Origin of the sequence: Streptomyces sp. AgN23 (genome assembly GCF_001598115.1) — a bacterium.
Taxonomy (GTDB): Bacteria; Actinomycetota; Actinomycetes; order Streptomycetales; family Streptomycetaceae; genus Streptomyces; species Streptomyces antimycoticus.
In genome coordinates, this window is sequence record NZ_CP007153.1 from 1,691,796 (window position 1) to 1,710,312 (window position 18,517).

Below are 18,517 nucleotides of genomic sequence, written 5' to 3' on the forward strand. Positions count from 1 at the left end.
CAGAAACCGCCGTGGAGGACGGCCGCACGATAGGTGACGGCCCGCGGGGGGGGGATATCCCCCATGCCGATCCTGGGGCGCGCCGGATCGCGCCCCGTTGGGGGCGAATCTAGCGTTCAGCCATGTCGCCCACGCTGCGAAAGCACCTCGCCCTGGCACTCGGTGTGGCCATGCTGTTCGCCACCGAGGTGGCCACCGCCGTCGCCCAGCCCGCGGGTCCCTCCCCCGCCGAGCGGCTGCGCCAGGACACCGAGGCGATCCACGCCCTCGGCGTCAGCGGTGTGCAGGCCCGCGTGGTCGCGCCGGACGGTCGGCACTCGGTCGCCACCAGCGGCACCGCCGACCTGAACACCGGCCGCCCGGTCTCTCCCGACGGCTACTTCCGCATGGCCAGCACATCCAAGAAACTGGTCGCCACCGTGGTCCTCCAACTGGAGGCCGAGGGCAGGCTCTCCCTGGACGACACGGTCGAACACTGGCTGCCGGGAGTGGTGCGGGGCAACGGCAACGACGGCAGCCGGATCACCGTCCGCCAACTGCTCCAGCACACCAGCGGCATCCACGACGACCTGCCCGGATACACCACGCCGGAGGAGTACTACCAGCAGCGCCACGACGTCTACGAGCCCGAGCGGCTGGTGGCCCGCGCCATGGCCCACGCACCGGACTTCCCGCCCGGCGAGGGCTGGGCGTACTCCAACACCGGCTACGTCCTGCTCGACATGGTCGTCAAGAGGGCCACCGGCCACCCCGCCCACCAGGAGATCGAAGACCGCATCCTGCGCCCGCTCGGCCTCGACCGGACCCGGTGGCTGGGCACCTCGCCCACCGTCCCCCGGCCGCATGCCAGGGCCTACCAGCTCTTCGGCCCCGGTTCCCGGGTGGACGTCACCGACCAGATCCCGGTGGACCACGAGAACCTTTCATGGGTCACGACCACACGGGACGAGAACGACTTCCTCCGCGCACTGCTCGTGGGCCGCCTGCTACCGACGCGGCTGCTGGCCGAGATGAAGCGGACCGCCCCCGTGAACGCGGAGGCCCAGCGGCTGTGGCCCGGCGGCCGATACGGGCTCGGTCTGGTCGAACGCCCGCTGAGCTGCGGAGGAACGTACTGGAGCCACGAGGGCGGGGACGGCGGCTACATCACCCTCAACGGCGTCACCGACGACGGCAGGCGCAGCGCCGCGGTCTCCATGTCCGAGGCGCGCGGTGACACCCCGGAGCACATCCTGGACCAGGAGAACGCGGCCAGCGCCCTCATCGACCACGCGCTGTGCGCCGGGGGCCATCGCGGGGGCGCGGGCGAACTACCGCTGCCGGGAGAGTAAGTTTGGCCCCCGGGCCATCACACGCAACCTCCGTACGCCCCGTGCCCTCTTCCAAGTCGGCTACGGCCGTACGCGTCGGCGTGCCCGGTCCGGGCCGCACGCCGACTGACCGACCCCATGAGGACACACCGCCCGTGCCGGAACTTGTACTGCATGCCAATGGACGCACCTGGACCCTGGACGCGTCCCGGAGCTACACCGTGGGGCGCGATCAGCAGGCCGACATCCCGACCATCGACCGCCGAGTCTCCCGGCGGCACATCACGATCCGCTGCGTCGGCGGGACGTGGGTCATCGAGGACCTCGGCAGCGCGAATGGCACGTTCGCGGACGGACACCGCGTCCAGCGGATCGAGATCGGCCACGGTTCGATCGTCCGGCTGGGGAACTTCTCCAGCGGCATGCGGCTGGACTTCACCGAGGCCGGGCCGGCGCCCTCACCCTCGGCAGTGAGTGGCGACCGGGCGCCCGCCGCCGAGCGGGGCCGCGCGGCGGCACACCAGGGCGAGGCCCGACCCGAGGCCCGTCCTCAGGCTCATCCCGAGCCCCGCCCCGAGCCCCATCCCCAGCCCCGTCCCGAGGCCCATCCCCAGACCCCTCGCGGGGCGCGAGGGGACGCGGGTTGGGGCACGGCGGCAGCCGCGGACTCACCTCCGGTGACACCCTGCCCCCAAGCGGAGGTTCCGGGAGCCCTGGCGGACGCGCCAGCCTCAGCGGGGCAAGTGGCGGCCCCGACCCGTACGGCGGCCCCGACCCGTACGGCAGGCCCGACCCGTACGGCAGGTCCGACCCGTACAGCAGGTCCGACCCGTACAGCAGGCCCGGACGTGACCCGGGACCCGCACCGGCCCGCCGCCGGCGAGCCGGACGGGCCCCAAGGAGCCGCCGCGACCCACTTCATCGACCGAAGCCCGTCGGGTGTCCACCGGCTCGTCCAGGGGCAGCCGATGCGCATCGGCCGGGCGCAGGACAACGAACTCGTGGTGGAGGGCCCGCATGTCTCCCGCCACCACGCGGAGTTCCGGCCGCTGCCCGGTGGCCGCTTCGAGATCGTCGACCTCGGCAGCCACAACGGCACCTATGTCAACGGGCAGCCCGTGGACCGAAGGCTCATCGGCCCGCACGACATCGTCGGCGTCGGTCACTCCACCTTCCGCCTCGCCGGGGACCGGCTGGAGGAGTTCGCCGACACCGGTGAAGTCTTCTTCGCCGCCCGGAACCTGACGGTGACCGTCGGGCGCGGCAAGACCATCCTGGACGACGTCTCCTTCGGCGTCCCGGAGAAGTCGCTGGTGGCGGTGGTCGGGCCGTCGGGCTCCGGGAAGTCCACCCTCCTGCGCGCGCTGACCGGCTACCGGCCCGCCGACCACGGCCATGTCCTCTACGACCACCGCGATCTCTACACCCAGTTCGCCGAGTTGCGCCACCGTATCGGCCTCGTTCCGCAGGACGACATCCTGCACAAGGAGCTGACCGTCGACACCGCGCTGAAGTACGCCGCCAGGCTGCGCTTCCCCGGTGACACCAAGGCCGCCGAGCGCAAGGCCCGTATCGACGAGGTGCTCCAGGAGCTGAAGCTCGACGTCCACCGGGACAAGAAGGTCGCCTCGCTCTCCGGCGGTCAGCGCAAGCGGGTGTCCGTCGCCCTGGAACTGCTGACCAAGCCCTCCCTGCTCTTCCTGGACGAGCCCACCTCCGGGCTGGACCCGGGCCTGGACCGCGATGTCATGAAGTTGCTGAGGGGGCTCGCCGACGACGGCCGTACCGTCCTGGTGGTGACCCACTCCGTCGCCGAACTGTCCCTGTGCGACCGGGTGTTGGTCATGGCGCCCGGCGGCTCCGTGGCCTACTTCGGCGCCCCGGACGAAGCCCTGGAGTTCTTCGGCCACGAGAGCTGGGCCGATGTCTTCTCCGCCTTCGAGAACCATCGCGACAACGACTGGGGCGGGCGCTGGCGGACTTCCCCGCAGTACGCCCGGCGTGTCGCGGAGGTCGGCTCGGCCGTACCGCCGCGGCAGCCGGGCGCCCTTCCGGCGCAGCCGCCCGCGCGAGCCCTGCAGCCCAAACGGCGGCACTGGGTCGCCCAGTTGTGGACCCTGATCCGCCGCTATCTGTCGGTCATCGCCTCCGACAAGGGCTTCATGGCGCTGATGCTGCTCCTCCCGGCCGTGCTGGGTGGGGTGAGCTGTCTGGTTCCGGCGAAGTACGGGCTCGTCCCGCCACCGCCCGACAGCGGTTTCCGCTACAACCAGGAGTCCGGAACCATTCTGCTGGTGCTTGTCATCGGCATGAGTTTCTCCGGCGCGGCCAACTCCGTACGGGAATTGATCAAGGAACGGGTGATCTACGAACGGGAGAGGGCCACGGGTCTGTCCCGGTCCGCGTATCTGATGTCGAAGGTGATCGTCCTCGGCCTGATCACCGCGATGCAGGGTGCCGTCCTCTGCGCGATCGGCTTCTCGGTCCGCCAGCTGCCCGCCCAAGGGCTGCTCCTGCCCACGGCGGTCGAGGTCTGCGTGGTGATCAGTGCGCTGGGCTTCACCTCCATGATGTTCGGCCTGGTCATCTCCGCACTGGTGAGAACGGCCGAGAAGACCATGCCGCTGCTGGTGATGTTCGCCATCGTCCAGGTGGTCTTCACCGGCGTCCTCTTCAAGCTGTTCAGCTCTCCGGGCATCGAACAGGTCGGCTGGCTGATGCCCGCCCGCTGGGCGGTCGCGGGCGCCGGGACCACACTCGACCTCGCACACACCATGCCGCCCTGGAATCTCGACAAGCCGAACGAAGTCGACCCGCTGTGGGCGCACACCGTCTCCCAGTGGGGCATCGACCTCGGTGTGCTGGTGGCGATCGGGCTGGTCTGCGGCTTCGTCGTGGCCCGCCTGCTGCGCCGGCACGAGCCCGACGTCATGCGCGACTAGGTGGCGATTAGGCAGTTTCGTTTGGATCAGTTGGTCGTTGGCCGTGTGTCGTTGATTGATGCGCAGTGGGCCGGGGACATCAACGATGCGACGGAGGCGGACATCAACGGTACGTACGGGGTGAGCCGCTGGAGCTGAGTCCGCATCCGTCCGTTGAGTTCGTCTGTCAGATGACCTCCTTCTCCTCGGTGACCATCACGGCCACCGAGTCCATGTCGATGAAGCGTGCTTCGTCGGGGTTGACCAGCGTCCGGTAGTTCTCGGAAGCGAAGAAGGCGTCGTGGTCTTCCCAGTTCTCGAACCAGATCTCCGTCAGGCCGTCGTAGGCCCGGGGCGGGTAGTTCTCGGCGGGGACCGGGTGGGACACGGTGTACTTGCGCACGTAGCGCTCCGCCTCCGGGATGGAGGTGAACAGCGGCGCGTGCTGGTTTCGGTGGTGTTCGACGAAACGCTCGTACGACATTCCCTCGACACGGTTGATCATGAAGATGAGCTTCAACATGGAGTTACCCTAAAAGCTGACATCAATGTCAGGGGCAAGTCGGTCAGGAGCCTGTGAGGAGTTCGGCATGCGGATCGGTGAACTCTCCGCCCGGACGGGAGCTAGCCCACGGTCGCTGCGCTACTACGAGGAGCAGGGTCTGCTCGTCAGCTCCCGCTCGCCCAGCGGACAGCGCCAGTACGAGGACGAGCACGTTCAACGAGTGCGCCTGGTGCAGGCGTTTTTGGCGGCGGGGATGTCCAGCAGCACCATCGCCGAGATGGCGCCCTGCATGTCCGAGCCGAGCGAGGAAGGGGCGCGGCAGGCACTGGAGATCATGGGCCGCGAGCGGGCCCGGCTGTCCGAGGCCATCGACCATCTCGCCGCCGCCAGGAATGCGCTGGACCACCTCATCGAGGACAATCACGCGTACCTGGCACGACCGGCGGATGACGAGGCGTGACCTGGGGGCTTCGGATCAGCGTTCGGACCAGAGGAAGATGCCTGCGATGTGGAGTCCGGCCAGGTAGACGGTCGCGGTCTTCTCGTAGCGGGTGGCGATGCCTCGCCACTGCTTCAAACGGTTGATGCACCGTTGGACGGTATTGCGCTGCTTATACGTCTCGCGGTCGAAGGCAGGCGGTCTGCCACCGGTCCGTCCGCGCTGCCGTCGGTTGGCCTGCTGGTCGGCCCGTTCCGGGATCACCGCGCGGATACCGCGTCTGCGCAGGTGATTCCGGATCTCGCGATCCGTCCGCCGCGGGACCGGCCGATGGCGTGGTCGTCCGGTTCGCCGGCCGGGGCCCCTTTTTCGGGCCCCGGCTGCGTGCTGGTGAGCCCGCACGAGACCCACGGCGTGCCGGTCTGGAACTTGTACGCGATTCGCGTCGACCAGCTTACGGTGATCCCGCCAGCGGCCACCCCGCTTCGGAGTCCGGTCCGGGAGCAACGGCTCGATCCGCGCCCACTGCGCATCAGTCAACGGCACACCCGGGCCAACGACCATCTGATCCGAACGAAACTGCCTAGCCCTTGCCGAAGTGGACCGCGGGGAAGGCGCCCGCGGCCCTGAGGGTTTCGGTGAAGCCACCGGCCAGCTCGGTGAGGCGGGCGGTGGCGGCCGGGCCGAGGTGGTCGTAGGGGGCGGCGTCGAGGCGGTCGGTGAGCGCCTCGGCCTCACCGCGCAGGGCCGCGCCCGACTCCGTGAGATCCCCCGCCGCGTCAAGCAGTCCGCGCTCGCGCAATCGGTCCCGGGCAGCGGCCCACTGCTCGGCCGACCATCCGCGGGTCCGCATGAACGTCGCCGACGTCACCGCGGTGCCGGTGGCGTTGTGCAGGACCAGCGCCTCGATCCCGGACAGGCCGGCGAGCGCCAGGGCGAAGAGGTGTCCGTCGCCCCGGTGCTCGCGCAGCAGCGTCGCGGCGTGCCACAGGGCCAGGTGTGGTTCCTCGGGCACCGGGAGGCCCGCGTTCGCGGCGTACAGCGGCCGCGCCTCGCGATGGCACGCCTCGGTGGCGCGCAGCGCCAGCTCGGCCGCCTCGGCCATCTCCTCCGACGCCAGGGCCGCCTCCCCGAGCAGCCGCCGCAGCACCTTGTCCGCGCCGCGCAGCCGCGCCGCGAGCACCGCCTCCGGTGTGGTGATGGCCCACGCGGCGGGGATGAACCGCTCCACATGCGCGTGGTTGAAGTTGTAGAACGTCGCGGAGACGGTGCCCGCGCCGACCGGCCCGAGCGGGGCCGCGCGGTCCGCGAAGTAGGCCATCGCCCCGCGCTCCAGCCCGAGCGCCGCGAGTTCGTCCTGCCGCTCGGGCGCGAAGTACACGCACGAGTGCAGGGGATTGACGACGCCGTGGCAGCGGCGGCCCGCACTCGGCTCGAATGTGGTCAGGTCGGCGAGGCGCATCAGGCTTCCTTCGTAGGGTCGTCGTGGGCGCGGCCGGTCAGTACGGCCGCGGTCACGGTGAGGTGCTGGACCAGGACCTCGGCCGCGGTGTCGGCGTCGCGGGCCAGCGCCGCCTCCTCCAGCCTGCGGTGCTCGCGGACGCCGTCCCGGCCCGGGTTGCGGTGTGCCGACCAGCGGCGTGCCAGCTCGCTCGCGGTCCACGTCCGGTCGAAGGTGTCCAGCAGGACGGGGTTGTCGCAGCCCTCCAGCAGGGCGCGGTGGAAGACCCGGTGAGCCTCGGCCCATGCGGCGCTGTAGTACTCGCCCTCCCCCGGGACGTACGCCTGGGTCCGGGTCAGCCGGTGGTGGGCGGCGCGTACGCGGGACTCCCAGTCGACGTCGCCGCGCTCGATGGACATGCGCAGCACGACCGGTTCGATGGTCCGGCGGGCCTCCGCGATCTCCTGCCAGCGGCGGTCGGAGTAGGCGGGGACGGCGAAGCCGCGGTTGTGCAGCCGGTCCGCGAGGCCCTCGCCGACCAGCCGTACGAGCGCTTCGCGGACCACGGCCAGGCTCACGCCCTGTTCCTTGGCGAGGTCCTGCGGTTTGAGGGCGTCACCGGGGGCGTAGTCCCCACGCATGATCGCGTTCCGCAGGTGTGCGTAGACCTGCTCGGAGAGCATCTGCTTCCCCGAGGAGGTCGACGTGTGGGTCGTCTGGGTCATGCCGCCATCATAGATGATGGCAAAGATAATCGATTATTGCTGTTATGGTCGATCGAGCGGTTCCAACGGTGCGGGACGACAGCGGTGCCCTACGCGGCGCCGCGGCCTCCATCGGCCGCACATCACCGCCACTCCACAGCACGGCCTGAAAGGAACGACGCGATGAGCGCCAACGACCCCTTCGCCCGCCTCCCCGAGGCGGCCTCCTTCACCGTCACCAGCACGACCGTCACCGACGGCACCGCCTGGCCGATCGAGCAGTTCTCCGGCATCTCCGGCGTCCCCGGCGGGAAGGACGTCTCCCCGCAGCTCTCCTGGAGCGGCGCCCCCGAAGGCACCAGGAGCTACGCCGTCACCGTCTACGACCCCGACGCCCCCACCGGCTCCGGGTTCTGGCACTGGGCGGTCGCCGACATCCCCGCCACCGTCACCGAGCTGCCCGAGGGCGCCGGCGACGACACCGGCTCGGGCCTGCCCGAGGGTGCCTTCCAACTGCCGGGCGACGCCCGCGCCGCCCGCTTCATCGGCGCCGCCCCGCCGGCCGGACACGGCACGCACCGCTACTTCGTCGTGGTGCACGCCCTCGACGTCGAGTCCATCGGCGTCCCGGCCGACGCCACTCCGGCCGTCCTCGGCTTCACCATGGCCGGACACATCCTCGGCCGCGCGGTCCTGACCGCCACCGCTGAAACCCCCGCCTGACGCACAGCGGGTCCAGCCCTGCCGGCCACCGTCGAACACAGGAGCTGTCTATCCGCCGCCCGTCCCGAGTTGAACAATCGTGGCGTTGACTTCCGCGTCAAGGAGGACGGGATGAACGCACGTTTCACACGCTTCGCGCTCGTTGCCGGGACCGTTGCGGTGACCACGCTGGGCCCCTCCGTACAGGCTCAGGCGCTGCCCGCCTGCGCGAGCAACGCGATCTGCCTGTGGCGGTTCCAGGACGGGACGGGCGAGCTCTACACCTGGCGGGGCGGCTACGTGGACCTGCCCAGCCGGTTCACCGACCACGTGGGTTCTTTCCGGGCCAACAGGACCGGTGCCTTCATCGACTGGGCCTCGGGCAAGGAATGCCACTCGGTCCGCAAGGGCGACTACGCCAGCAACTACAGCGGCCGGTTCGGCTCGAAGATCGACGCGGTCGGCGACAACTGCTGACCCCGGCCCCGGAACCCTGCTGGTGCAGGTGGTGAGTGGCTTCCTCCGACTCCCTCGCGCGCGTCCCCGCTGCCATGGCTCGGCCGGCGCGCGGGGGAGGTCGGTAGCATCGCGGTGAACCGACAGCGGACCGCCACCCGTGAAGGAGCGCCGACGTGCGATTCAGCCCGCGCACCGTGCAGGAGATCGATTCACCGATGGGCGCGACGTATGCCCTGCTGGCGGGCCGCAGCGGCGAGCGGGCGCTGCTCGATCTGGCCCAGGCCGCGCCGAGCTACCCGCCCGCGCCCGCGATGATCGAACACGTCACCAAGGTCGCGCACGAGCCGAACGGCGCCGCCTACGTACCGAGCCCCGGACTGCCCCGGCTGCGGGATGCCTTCGCCGCCGACCTCAGCCGCGGCTACCAGAGCCCGGTGGGGGCTGACCAGATGGTCGTCACCGCAGGGTGCAACCAGGCGTTCTGCCTGGTGGCGCAGGCGCTCACCGAGCCGGGCGACGAGGTCATCGAAGTCCTGCCGTACTACTTCAACTACGACATGTGGCTGCGCATGAACGGCGTGGTGCCGCGCTACCTGGAGCCCGGTCCCGATCTCGTGCCCGACCCGGAAGCGGCCGAAGCGCTCATCACCCCGCGTACCAGGGCGATCGTGCTGATCACCCCGGGCAATCCGAGCGGCGTCACCATTCCGCCGGCTGTGATCGCGGACTTCTACGCACTGGCGAAGCGGCACGATATCGCGTTGATCGTGGACGAGACCTACCGCTCGTTCCGCGACACCGTGCGACCGGCACACGACCTGTTCGCCGACCCGCACTGGGCGCGGACCCTGGTGAGCCTGCACAGTTTCTCCAAGGACCTCGCGATTCCCGGCTACCGGGTGGGCGCCGTCGTCGGCTCGCCCGAGCTGAACCGCGAGGTGATGAAGTTGCTCGACTGCGTGGCGATCTGCCCTCCGCGCGTCGGGCAGGAGGCCGCCTGGGCCGGGCTGACCTCGGCCCAGGAGTGGCGGCGTGCTCGTGCCAACGAGGCCACCGAGAAACGGCGCCGGCTGGAGACCGTGCTGGCCGAGCGGCCGGGCGGTTTCGAGCTGCTGAGCTGCGGAGGGTTCTTCGGCTGGGTCCGTCACCCCTTCGCCGACCGCGGCACCGACGACGTCGTGCGCGACCTCATCACCCGCTACGACACGCTCGTCATTCCGGGCACCGCCTTCCTGCCCGACGACCGCCAGGTCTTCCGGGTCAGCTTCGGCAACGTGGACCGGGCCGGGCTCACCGAGTTCGCCGGGCGGCTTGAGCTGATGGCCAAGGATCTCCTTGGCTGACCCTGCGGGCCGCGGCCGGCCTGACGCTTGACCTTGCCCGAAGGTCAAGGTCCAGGGTGCCGGTGACGACCGAGCAGGGTGCTCGGCTCCGGCCGAACCGGGAGGAACCCGCAGTGGATGACGACGCTCTTCTGACCGAGCAGCTGGCCTACTACAGGGCGGGCGCGGCGGAATACGACCGGCCCTATGCGGAGCGCGAGGACCTGCGGGAGTTGTTGGCTGCCGTCGATGACCTCCCGATTGCCGGTGATGTGCTGGAGCTGGCCTGTGGGACGGGGCAGTGGACCTCGTCGCTCGCCGCGCGGGCGCGTTCGGTGACGGCCGTGGACGCGGCGGCTGAGGTGCTGGCCCTCGCTCGTGCGCGTACCGCGTCCGCCACCGTCCGGTTCGTCGAGGCCGACCTGTTCGCGTGGCAGCCGTCGCGGTGCTACGACACGGTGTTCTTCGCCTTCTGGCTCTCCCACATCCCACCGGCGCGGTTGCCCGGCTTCTGGAACACCGTCGCCTCCGCACTCGCACCGGGTGGCAAAGCGGTCTTCATCGATGACGGTCCGGCCGCGGCCGCCGAAGAGGAAGTCCTCTCCGGCCGGCCGACTCCGGTGGCCGTGCGCCGACTCGATGACGGCAGCCGGTACCGCATCGTGAAGGTGTTCCACGATCCCTCCTCACTCACCACCGACCTCGCGGCGCTGGGCTGGTCCGCCCATATCCGGCTGGTGGCCGGGAAGTTCATCGGCGTCGCGGAACCGCCGGCCACCTCTGCCCGAGAACCGGCCCGGGTCCCGCGAGGGTCAGATGAGTGTGGCCACCTGCTCGGAGGGCTTGTCGCGCCGCCAGCCGACGGCGAGGTAGGCGAGCATCCCGATGGGCGGAACGGCGCAGACGGTCCAGCTGATGGCCAGGGGCGGGCCCGGCTGGTCGAGCACGCCGACGTTCCGCGGAGTGCCGCGGCCGTGGCCGGCGGGGCCGCTCCCCACCATGGAAAAGGAGATCGAGAGGAACAGCCCGATGTGGGGCGGTGAGTCTCAGGCGACGTGCAGCAGGGCGCTGGTCTCGGCGGACGACATCTCGGTGGCGTAGACGCGACTGCCCGGCTGGTGCTTGCGGCCGCCCTCGCCCAGGTGTCCGGCGTCCACGGCGGCGAAGCCGATGTCGCGGATCAGCCCGGCCACCGCGGCCTTGGCCTCCTCGTCGTTGCCGGACAGCGGGATCGCCACCCGGTCGGAGGCGCCCTGGGGGCGGGCGTGGTCGCGGAGGTTCTCCCAGTAGATCGCGTTGAACGCCTTGACCAGGTTGGCGCCGGTGTGAGCCTGGATCTTCTCGCTGGAGGTGGTGGCGTCGCTGTCGAGCTCCGGGTCGTGTCCGTCCCGTTCGGGGTAGTAGTTGCAGGTGTCGATCACGACCTTGCCGCGCAGCGGCTCGGTCGGCAGCTCCTGGTAGCGGCCGTAGGGGATGGACACGACCACTGCCTCGCCGAACCGCGCCGCCTCCTCGGCGGTCACCGCGCGGATCGGGCCGCCGATGTCGGCCACCAGGTCGGCAAGGGTGTCCGGGCCGCGGGAATTGGCGATCGCCACGTCGTAGCCGATCGCGGCGAAGTGGCGGGCCAGCGTCGAGCCGATGCGGCCCGCTCCGATGATTCCGATGCGCACGGCGTGCTCCCCTTCCTCGTCCACGGGTGGGCCACCCACCGGGTAACCCCCGCCCCGCGGGTCAAGCAGCCACTTCCCCGCGTATACCGCGGACGGGAGCGGGAGCCAGCGGGCCCGGCGCGCGTCCCGCGTATACCGCGGACGAGAGCGGGAGCGAGCGGGCCCGGCGCGCGTCGAGTCCCACGGGGAGGGCGGACCGCGGTCCCGGCTGACGAGACGGGCCTAGGTCTCCGGCCCCGTTTCAACGCCGCCAACGTCATCCGGACGCCCGATGCGGCCTTCTCGGGGCGGAGCCATCATGCCAGTGGAGACCTGCTGAAAGGAACACCTCATGTCCTACCCGGAAGACCTCGAATACCCGGAGCCTCGCTACCACGGCGACAGGGGTGAAGTGAACGCGGCCTTCCGCCCGGCCGGCACCCCGCCGGACCTCTCCTCACCCGGCGGCTCGACCCACTACCTCGCCACGAGCGAGTCGACCGGCGGCGAATTCGGCCTGTACAAGGTGGAGATGGGTCCACGGTCCGGCGGGCCCAAGACCCATTTCCACAAGTCCATCTCCGAGTCGTTCTACATCCTCTCGGGCAAGCTGGAGCTCTACAACGGCGAGAAGTGGATCACGGGCCGCGAGGGCGACTTCCTGTACGTACCGGTCGGTGGCCTGCACGCGTTCAAGAACGTGTCGGACGAGCCCACCTCCATGCTCCTGCTCTTCGCCCCGGGCGCCCCGCGCGAGGAGTACTTCGAGCGGGTCGCGGAGATGACCCAGCGCGGCGGCGAGGAACTCAAGCGGTTTCGCATCCGGCACGACAGCTACTTCGTGGAGGACTTCGACCCCGGGACGGAGTAGTCCGGGACACCGTCGCTCACCACGTCGATCAGCGTGGCCATCGGTGGCCGAGTGATGTCCAGCGAGGGTGGGTTCCCCCCTGGGGTGCCGTCAAGAGTTGGCGCGCGCGGGTACCGGCACCCCGTGTATGTCTCCAATTCTGAAGTGGTGTGAACGATACTTCCGCGAGGTCGTGGTCGAGCAACGGGCTTGCGTTCAACTCCTGAACTCTGCATGGCTCTTGACCGGCAAGGGCAGGGTCCAAGACAGTCGTTCTGTGTGAGCGCTCTCTCGACCCGATGGCGCTCGCGCTGTCCCTGTGCCCGAGTCCCCGTAGCCCAGCCTCCGCCACACCCCACGCCAGGAGCGGGCTACGGGGGCTCGCACACCCCGTCACCGACGTTCCTTCGGACGAAAGCAGCCCCCCACATGTTCAGGATCACCTCACGCACGACGGCGGAGGCCAAGCCCCGCCGCCGACGACGCGCGCTGGCCTTCGTGGCCGCCCTGTCGCTTCCGCTGACCGGACTGCTGGCTCTCACCGTGTCCTCCCACACCGCCGCCGCGGGCGAACCCACCGCCGCGGCCGAGTGGACCACCGTCTTCCAGGACGACTTCGACGGGGCGGCGGGCACCGGCCTGAACAAGAACGACTGGCTGTACGACATCGGCACCGGTTACCCGGGCGGCGCCGCGAACTGGGGCACCGGTGAGGTCGAGTCGGTCACGGACTCCACCGAGAACGTCTACCACGACGGCGAGGGTCACATGGTGATCAAGCCGATCCGGGACGGTTCCGGGAAGTGGACCTCCGGCCGGGTGGAGACCCAGCGCACCGACTTCGAGGCCCCGGCCGGTGGGCAGTTGGAGATCAGCGCCTCGCTCAAGCAGCCCAACCCCGAGAAGGCCCTCGGAATTTGGCCCGCCTTCTGGGCCATGGGCGCCGACGCCCGTCCGACCGGAGCCACCAACTGGCCGAGCATCGGCGAGCTGGACATCATGGAGGACGTCAACGGGCTGAGCAAGCACTCGAACACCTTCCACTGCGGGGAGTGGGCCGGTGAGTGCCACGACCCGGACGGGATCACCAGCGACCTGCTGCCGTGCGACGGCTGCCAGACCGACTACCACACGTACTCCGTGATCGTGGATCGCACCGACACCTCCGCCGAGCAGCTGCGCTTCTACCGCGACGGCAAGGAAACCTTCACGGTGAAGCAGAACCAGGTGTCCGCCGAGACCTGGAAGAAGGCGGTCGACCACGGGTTCTTCGCCATCTTCAATGTCGCGGTCGGCGGCTCCTACCCGAACAAGGTCTGCGGCTGCACCTCGCCGGCGGCGGACACCACCTCCGGTGAGGGAATGAGCGTGGACTGGTTCTCCGTCAAGGTGAGCCAGTAGCGACGACACGGCTTCCCGTACGTCGGGCTCCACGATCCGGTTGTGGTCGTGGAGCCCGGCGTTGTCGGGCTGTCCTAGCCCTCATAGCTCCGGATCGCGGCGACCTTCTCCGCCGACGGGGAGGTCTCGTCGAAGCTCTGCGCCAGCCAGTCGTCGGTGAGCGAACGGGCAAGCTCCAGGCCGATGACGCGCTGGCCGAAGCAGAGCACCTGGGCGTTGTTGCTGAGGACCGAGCGGCGCACGGAATAGCTGTCGTGGGCGGTGACCGCCCGGATGCCGGGGACCTTGTTGGCGCTGATGGCCACGCCGAGGCCGGTGCCACACACCAGGAGGGCGCGGTCGGCGGTGCCCTCGGCGACGCGGCGGGCCGCTTCCACCGCGACATGCGGATAGGCGGTGTGCTCGTCGCTGCCCACGCCGACGTCGATGACCTCAGCGACCCTGGGGTCGGCCAGCAGATCCCGCTTGAGGGCTTCCTTGTAGTCGTATCCGGCGTCGTCACAGCCGACGACGATCCGGAACGCGTTCGCGGTGGTCATACGGGATCGCTTCCTGTCGTCGTGTGGAGGGTGGCCACCGCGGTCAGTACGGCGGCGAGTGAGGTGGCCCCGGGATCGGGGGTGCCCACGCTGCGGTCGGCGAGGGGACGGGCGCGGCCCAAGCGGGGGCGCAGCCCCGCGGTGTCCTCGGCGGCCGTACGGGCTAGTGCCACGGCGGACGCGTACGCCTCGGCCACCGGGTCTTCGGTCCGCAGCCGCGTCGCGAAGGCGGTGGCGAACGGCGCGAGAGCGTCGACCAGGGTCTTGTCGCCCACCTCGGCCCCGCCGAGCGAGGTGACGGCGGTGAGCGCGGCCGTGGCGGCGGACGCCAGCTCCTCGCGCCCCGGCGCCCGGTCGGCCGGCAGTGCGGCGCCGATGGCGCGCAGCGCCACGCCCCACAGCGCACCCGAGGTGCCCCCGGCCTCCGCCGCCCAGGCATCGCCGGCGGCGGCCAGCACCGCCGCAGGGGCGAGCCGATCGGCGTGCGCCTTTTCGGCGGCCGCCAGTGCCGCGTCGACGCCCTTGCACATGCCACGGCCGTGATCGCCGTCGCCCGCCACCGCGTCCAGCCTGCCCAGGGCCTCCGCGTCCCGGTGCAGTACGTCGCGGGCGGCGCGCAGTGCGTGGACGGAAAGCTCCGCGACCTCGACGGCCGCGCCGGACGCCGTGGCGGCGGACCGCTCCGTTCGGCGCGGGGCGGCCGCGGGCCGTTCGGCGGCGGCGTCCACCAGGGGTTCCCGCGGTGTCCCCCGGCGGAAGGCCGGGGTGTCGGCCGGTGCGCGCCACAGGCGTTCCAGCTCGTCGTCCAGCCAGCTCAGGGTCAGGGAACAACCGGCCATGTCGAGACTGGTGACCAGTTCGCCGACCTCGGGGCGTACGGGCGTGAGCCCCGCCTCGTCCAGCCGCCGGGCCACGGCGCCCCACAGCACGTACAGCTCCTCGTACTTCGTGGCACCGAGGCCGTTGAGGACGACCGCGACACGGCCCTCGCCGTCCGTGTCCGCGGGCCGGTCCGCCAGCAGCCCGGTCACCAGGGCGCGGGCCAGGTCCTCGGCGGTGCCCAGGGTGTCCTCGCTGACCCCCGGTTCGCCGTGGATGCCGAGGCCGAGGCCCAGGCGGCCCTCGGGAACGGTGAACAGGGGCGCGTCGGAGCCCGGCAGGGTGCAGCCGTCGAAGGCCACTCCGAGCGTGCGGGTACGGGCGTTGGTGCGCTCGGCCACGCGGAGGACCTCGTCCAGTGGGGCACCTTCCTCGGCGGCCGCCGACGCGGTCTTGAAGACGACGAAGCCGCCCGCGATGCCCCGCCGCCGCGCCGTCTGGTCGGCGGGGGCGGAGGCGATGTCATCGGTGACGGCGAAGCAGCGGGCGGGAGTGCCGCCGTCCGCCAACTGCCGTGCCGCGAGGCCGAAGTTCATCACGTCCCCGGCGTAGTTGCCGAACAGGAAGAGGACACCGCCGCCCGCCTCCGCCGCCTCGGCGACCGAGCGGGCGCGGGCGGCCGACGGCGAGGTGAACACATCGCCGATGACCGAGCCGTCGGCGAATCCGGGGCCGACGACACCGCAGAAGGCGGGATAGTGGCCGGAGCCGCCACCGGTGAGGACGGCCACCTTCCCCGTACGGGTGGGGCGGGCGCGCACCACACCGCCGGGCACGGCCCGTACGTGTTCCGGATGGGCGGCGGCGAACCCGGTGATCATGTCGTCGGTGAACCGGGCAGGGTCGTTGAAGAGCCTGGTCATCGGGTGCTCCAGCCTTCGCGTGCGATATCGAGGGCGTGGCGGTAGGCGGCGTAGCCCTCGGCGTAGTGGTCGATCAGCCCGCGCTCGGCGGTCACGGTACGGAGGCGGGCGCGCCAGGCGCCGGGGTCGACCGGCGTGCCCAGGGAGCGCCAGGCGACGTGGGCCGCACCGCGGATGCCCACGGCGTCGTCGCAGACCTCCAGGTCACCCCCGAGGACACCGGCGAAGATGCGCGCCCACTCCCCGGAGCGCGCGCCACCGCCGCAGGCGGTGACGGTGCGGGTGACGCCGAGGGCTTCCATGCAGTGCCGCGCCGAGTAGGCGACGGCCTCGCACAGCGCCCGTACCAGGTCGGCGCGGCCGGCCAGCGGGGACAGTCCGTCGAGGCGGCCACGGGCCCGCGGGTCGACGAAGGGTGCGCGCTCGCCGCTGGCGGACAGGAACGGCAGCGCGGTGACGCCCGAGGCGCCGGGCGGGGACTGGACGAGCAGCGCGTCCAGCGCCTCGATCTTCACATCGAGCAGTTTCAGCAGCCAGTCCAGACCCGCGGTGCCGATCATGGCGGGCATGACCCGCAGGTAGCGGCCCTCGTACGGGGTCGCCAGCAGCATCCCGGCCGGGTCCTCGGCGATGGCCGGGCGCGGCTCGGTGTCGAGGACCTGGGCGGCGAGGGTGGTGCCGATGATCAGGTTGCCCTCGCCCGGTTCGGCCACTCCCGAGCCGAAGGCGCAGGCCGGAATGTCGAACGGGCCGGCGGAGACCGGCAGCCCCGCGGGCAGGCCCAGCCGCTGGGCGGCGTCGGGCAGCAGCCGGTGCAGGGTGCCGGGCGGCGCCGGGTCCGGCAGCAGCCGGCGGTGTGCGGACAGTCCGCACAGCTCGAGCGCGGTCTCGTCGTAGGTGCGGGTGGCGACGTCGAGGAACGGCTGCGAGGCGTCGGAGACATCGACGGTCACGGCGCCGGTCAGCCGCTGTACGACGGCGTCCACGCAGTATCCGGCGACGTGGGCTGCCGCCAGCCGCTCCGGCTCGTGCTCGGCCAGATGCGCCAGCAGGGGTGCCGCGGAGCCGGGGAAGAGACCGACGCCGGTGCCCCGGTGCAGGGCGTGCAGGGTGCCGTCGGCGGTCCACCGGTCCAGCCGGTCCGCGGCCCGGCCGTCCATCCAGGACAGCGCGCGGCCGACGGGGGCGCCCGTGGCGTCGCGCAGCCACAGGCCGTCGCCCTGCCCGGTGAGGGCCAGGGCCTCGGCCGGTTCGTCGCCCAGCTGCGCGGCGTCGGCGAGCGCCGCCCGTACGACGGTCTCCACGGTGCCCACGACATCGTCCAGGTCCTGCTCGACGCGGTGTCCGGGCAGGGTGTAGACGGTGCTGCGGGCCTCGTGGGCGGGGGTGGTCCGGCCGTCGCGGGAGATGAGCTGGGCTTTGGTGACCGAGGTGCCGATGTCGACTCCGACGATCATGGCCGGCTCCCGGTCAGCACCTCCGGATTGGCCACGTGCCGCAGCGGTTCGCCGCGTAGGAAGCGGGCGGCCTCGGCGGCGGTGATCCGGGCGGCCCGGTCGGCGGTCTGCCGGGTGGATCCCGCCAGATGTGGCGTGGTGATGACATGGGGGGCCTTGTGCAGCGGCCAGTCGGCCGGGGGCGGCTCGATGTCGTAGACGTCCAGGGCGAGCGCGCCGAGCCGCCCGGACTCCAGCAGGCCGGGGAGCGGGGCGTAGTCGAGCAGCTCGCCGCGGGCCGAGTTGACGAGGACGGCGCCCTCGGGCAGGAGCGCGAGGTTGCCGGCGTTCAGCAGATGCCGGGTCTCGGGGGTGACGCGGGCGTGCAGGCTCACGACGGAGCTGCGCCGCAGCAGGTCGTCCAGGGAGGTGAGCTCGACACCGTCGGCCCGCGCCCGGGCCGGGTCCGTGTACGGATCGGAGACCAGGACGTGTGCGCCGAAGGCACGCAGCACACGGGCCACGATCGAGCCGATGGCCCCGTACCCGACGAGTCCGACGGTGGCTCCGTCGAGCTCCAGCCCCGCGTTCTCGTACGCGTAGTAGTCACCGCGCCACGTGCCCTCCTTGAGGGCCGCGTCGGCGAAGGTGAGGTGGCGCATGGCGGCGAGCATCAGGCCGATGGTGAATTCGGCGGCAGCGGCGGCGTTGCGGCCCGGTGTGAAGGTGACGGGTATCCCGGCGGCGGTGGCGGCGGCCAGGTCCACGTTGACCGGGCCGCCGCGGGCCACGCCGATGAACTTCAGATGGGGCGACTCGCGGATGACACGGGAGGTGAAGGGAGCCATCTGGGTCAGGGCGACACTCGCGTCACCGAGCGCCTCCAGCACCTGCTCCTCGGTGCCACTGGCCTCCTTCACACCGCCGTTTCCCGGTCCGTCGGCGCCCACCGGCCCGAAGGGTTCGTTCGGCCAGCGGGTGCGCAGCGTGCGGAAGCTCAGCCCGGCGGAGGGCAGGCTCTCGCTCAGAGCGGCGGAGAAGAGCTCGGGGGCGATGAAGTCATCGCCGGATACCAGGACCGCGGTCATGTCGGG

The 18,517-nt window shown here is 71.2% G+C and carries 16 protein-coding genes and 2 pseudogenes; 9 read left to right on the plus strand and 9 right to left on the minus strand.

The genetic code is table 11. The annotated features are described in order from the left end of the window. Positions 1–122: 122 nt before the first annotated feature. Positions 123–1,331 carry a serine hydrolase domain-containing protein gene (locus AS97_RS07435; RefSeq protein WP_247204265.1) on the plus strand — a complete coding sequence of 403 codons (1,209 nt, stop codon included), beginning with the start codon at positions 123–125 and terminating at the stop codon, positions 1,329–1,331. Between the two features lie 134 nt (positions 1,332–1,465). Continuing rightward, a complete protein-coding gene (locus tag AS97_RS07440) occupies positions 1,466–4,252 on the plus strand; it encodes an FHA domain-containing protein (protein WP_210564573.1) in 2,787 nt (928 codons plus the stop codon). 166 nt (positions 4,253–4,418) lie between these two features. Here the strand turns inward: AS97_RS07440 and AS97_RS07445 are convergent, their stop codons facing one another. Continuing rightward, positions 4,419–4,754, minus strand: coding sequence for an EthD domain-containing protein (locus AS97_RS07445; protein ID WP_059142945.1), 336 nt, complete (start codon positions 4,752–4,754; stop codon positions 4,419–4,421). Between the two features lie 67 nt (positions 4,755–4,821). On the opposite strand from AS97_RS07445, the gene AS97_RS07450 reads away from it, so the two are divergent. Then, complete coding sequence (locus tag AS97_RS07450; RefSeq protein WP_059142946.1) at positions 4,822–5,196, plus strand: MerR family transcriptional regulator; 375 nt, start codon at positions 4,822–4,824, stop codon at positions 5,194–5,196. Between the two features lie 15 nt (positions 5,197–5,211). Here the strand turns inward: AS97_RS07450 and AS97_RS46960 are convergent. The 3 genes and pseudogenes from AS97_RS46960 to AS97_RS07465 form a co-directional block, all read right to left on the minus strand. Beyond that, a pseudogene (locus tag AS97_RS46960) lies at positions 5,212–5,472 on the minus strand (transposase); the annotation flags it as partial. Positions 5,473–5,758: 286 nt separating this feature from the next. Continuing rightward, on the minus strand, positions 5,759–6,637 hold the full coding sequence (locus AS97_RS07460; protein ID WP_185929797.1) for a hypothetical protein: 879 nt from the start codon (positions 6,635–6,637) through the stop codon (positions 5,759–5,761). Continuing rightward, entirely contained in the window at positions 6,637–7,341 is a 705-nt protein-coding gene (locus AS97_RS07465) for a GntR family transcriptional regulator (protein WP_210564575.1), read from the minus strand. Before AS97_RS07465 ends, AS97_RS07460 begins: the two co-directional genes overlap by 1 nt. A 162-nt stretch (positions 7,342–7,503) precedes the next feature. On the opposite strand from AS97_RS07465, the gene AS97_RS07470 reads away from it, so the two are divergent. The 4 genes and pseudogenes from AS97_RS07470 to AS97_RS07485 all read left to right on the plus strand — a co-directional run. Further along, entirely contained in the window at positions 7,504–8,043 is a 540-nt protein-coding gene (locus AS97_RS07470) for a YbhB/YbcL family Raf kinase inhibitor-like protein (protein ID WP_059142948.1), read from the plus strand. 111 nt (positions 8,044–8,154) lie between these two features. Beyond that, positions 8,155–8,499 (plus strand): peptidase inhibitor family I36 protein, encoded by a 345-nt coding sequence (locus AS97_RS07475; RefSeq protein WP_059142949.1) that lies wholly within the window; start codon positions 8,155–8,157, stop codon positions 8,497–8,499. A 155-nt stretch (positions 8,500–8,654) separates the two neighbouring features. Beyond that, the gene (locus tag AS97_RS07480) at positions 8,655–9,824 is read left to right on the plus strand and encodes an aminotransferase (protein WP_210564576.1); all 1,170 of its coding nucleotides are present in this window, start codon (positions 8,655–8,657) and stop codon (positions 9,822–9,824) included. Between the two features lie 113 nt (positions 9,825–9,937). Then, positions 9,938–10,579, plus strand: a pseudogene (locus AS97_RS07485) (class I SAM-dependent methyltransferase); the annotation flags it as partial. A 270-nt stretch (positions 10,580–10,849) separates the two neighbouring features. On the opposite strand, the gene AS97_RS07490 reads toward AS97_RS07485, so the two are convergent. Beyond that, positions 10,850–11,476, minus strand: coding sequence for an NAD(P)-binding domain-containing protein (locus AS97_RS07490; protein WP_059142951.1), 627 nt, complete (start codon positions 11,474–11,476; stop codon positions 10,850–10,852). A gap of 331 nt (positions 11,477–11,807) precedes the next feature. On the opposite strand from AS97_RS07490, the gene AS97_RS07495 reads away from it, so the two are divergent. Beyond that, on the plus strand, positions 11,808–12,326 hold the full coding sequence (locus tag AS97_RS07495) for a cupin domain-containing protein (RefSeq protein ID WP_210564577.1): 519 nt from the start codon (positions 11,808–11,810) through the stop codon (positions 12,324–12,326). Between the two features lie 408 nt (positions 12,327–12,734). After that, on the plus strand, positions 12,735–13,706 hold the full coding sequence (locus tag AS97_RS07500; protein ID WP_079059229.1) for a glycoside hydrolase family 16 protein: 972 nt from the start codon (positions 12,735–12,737) through the stop codon (positions 13,704–13,706). 74 nt (positions 13,707–13,780) lie between these two features. On the opposite strand, the gene AS97_RS07505 is transcribed toward AS97_RS07500, so the two are convergent. Genes AS97_RS07505 through AS97_RS07520 form a run of 4 tightly spaced genes read right to left on the minus strand, consistent with a single transcriptional unit; the run spans position 13,781 to position 18,511 of the window. Continuing rightward, positions 13,781–14,245: a ribose-5-phosphate isomerase gene (locus tag AS97_RS07505; protein WP_059142953.1), complete on the minus strand. Its 465-nt coding sequence runs from the start codon at positions 14,243–14,245 to the stop codon at positions 13,781–13,783. Continuing rightward, complete coding sequence (locus tag AS97_RS07510; RefSeq protein WP_210564578.1) at positions 14,242–15,987, minus strand: dihydroxyacetone kinase family protein; 1,746 nt, start codon at positions 15,985–15,987, stop codon at positions 14,242–14,244. The genes AS97_RS07505 and AS97_RS07510 overlap by 4 nt, the downstream gene beginning before the upstream one ends. Continuing rightward, positions 15,984–17,444 carry an FGGY-family carbohydrate kinase gene (locus AS97_RS07515; protein WP_210564579.1) on the minus strand — a complete coding sequence of 487 codons (1,461 nt, stop codon included), beginning with the start codon at positions 17,442–17,444 and terminating at the stop codon, positions 15,984–15,986. Before AS97_RS07515 ends, AS97_RS07510 begins: the two co-directional genes overlap by 4 nt. Then, positions 17,441–18,511, minus strand: a complete 1,071-nt coding sequence (locus AS97_RS07520; RefSeq protein WP_059142956.1) for a 2-hydroxyacid dehydrogenase — start codon at positions 18,509–18,511, stop codon at positions 17,441–17,443. The genes AS97_RS07515 and AS97_RS07520 overlap by 4 nt, the downstream gene beginning before the upstream one ends. Positions 18,512–18,517 lie beyond the last annotated feature (6 nt).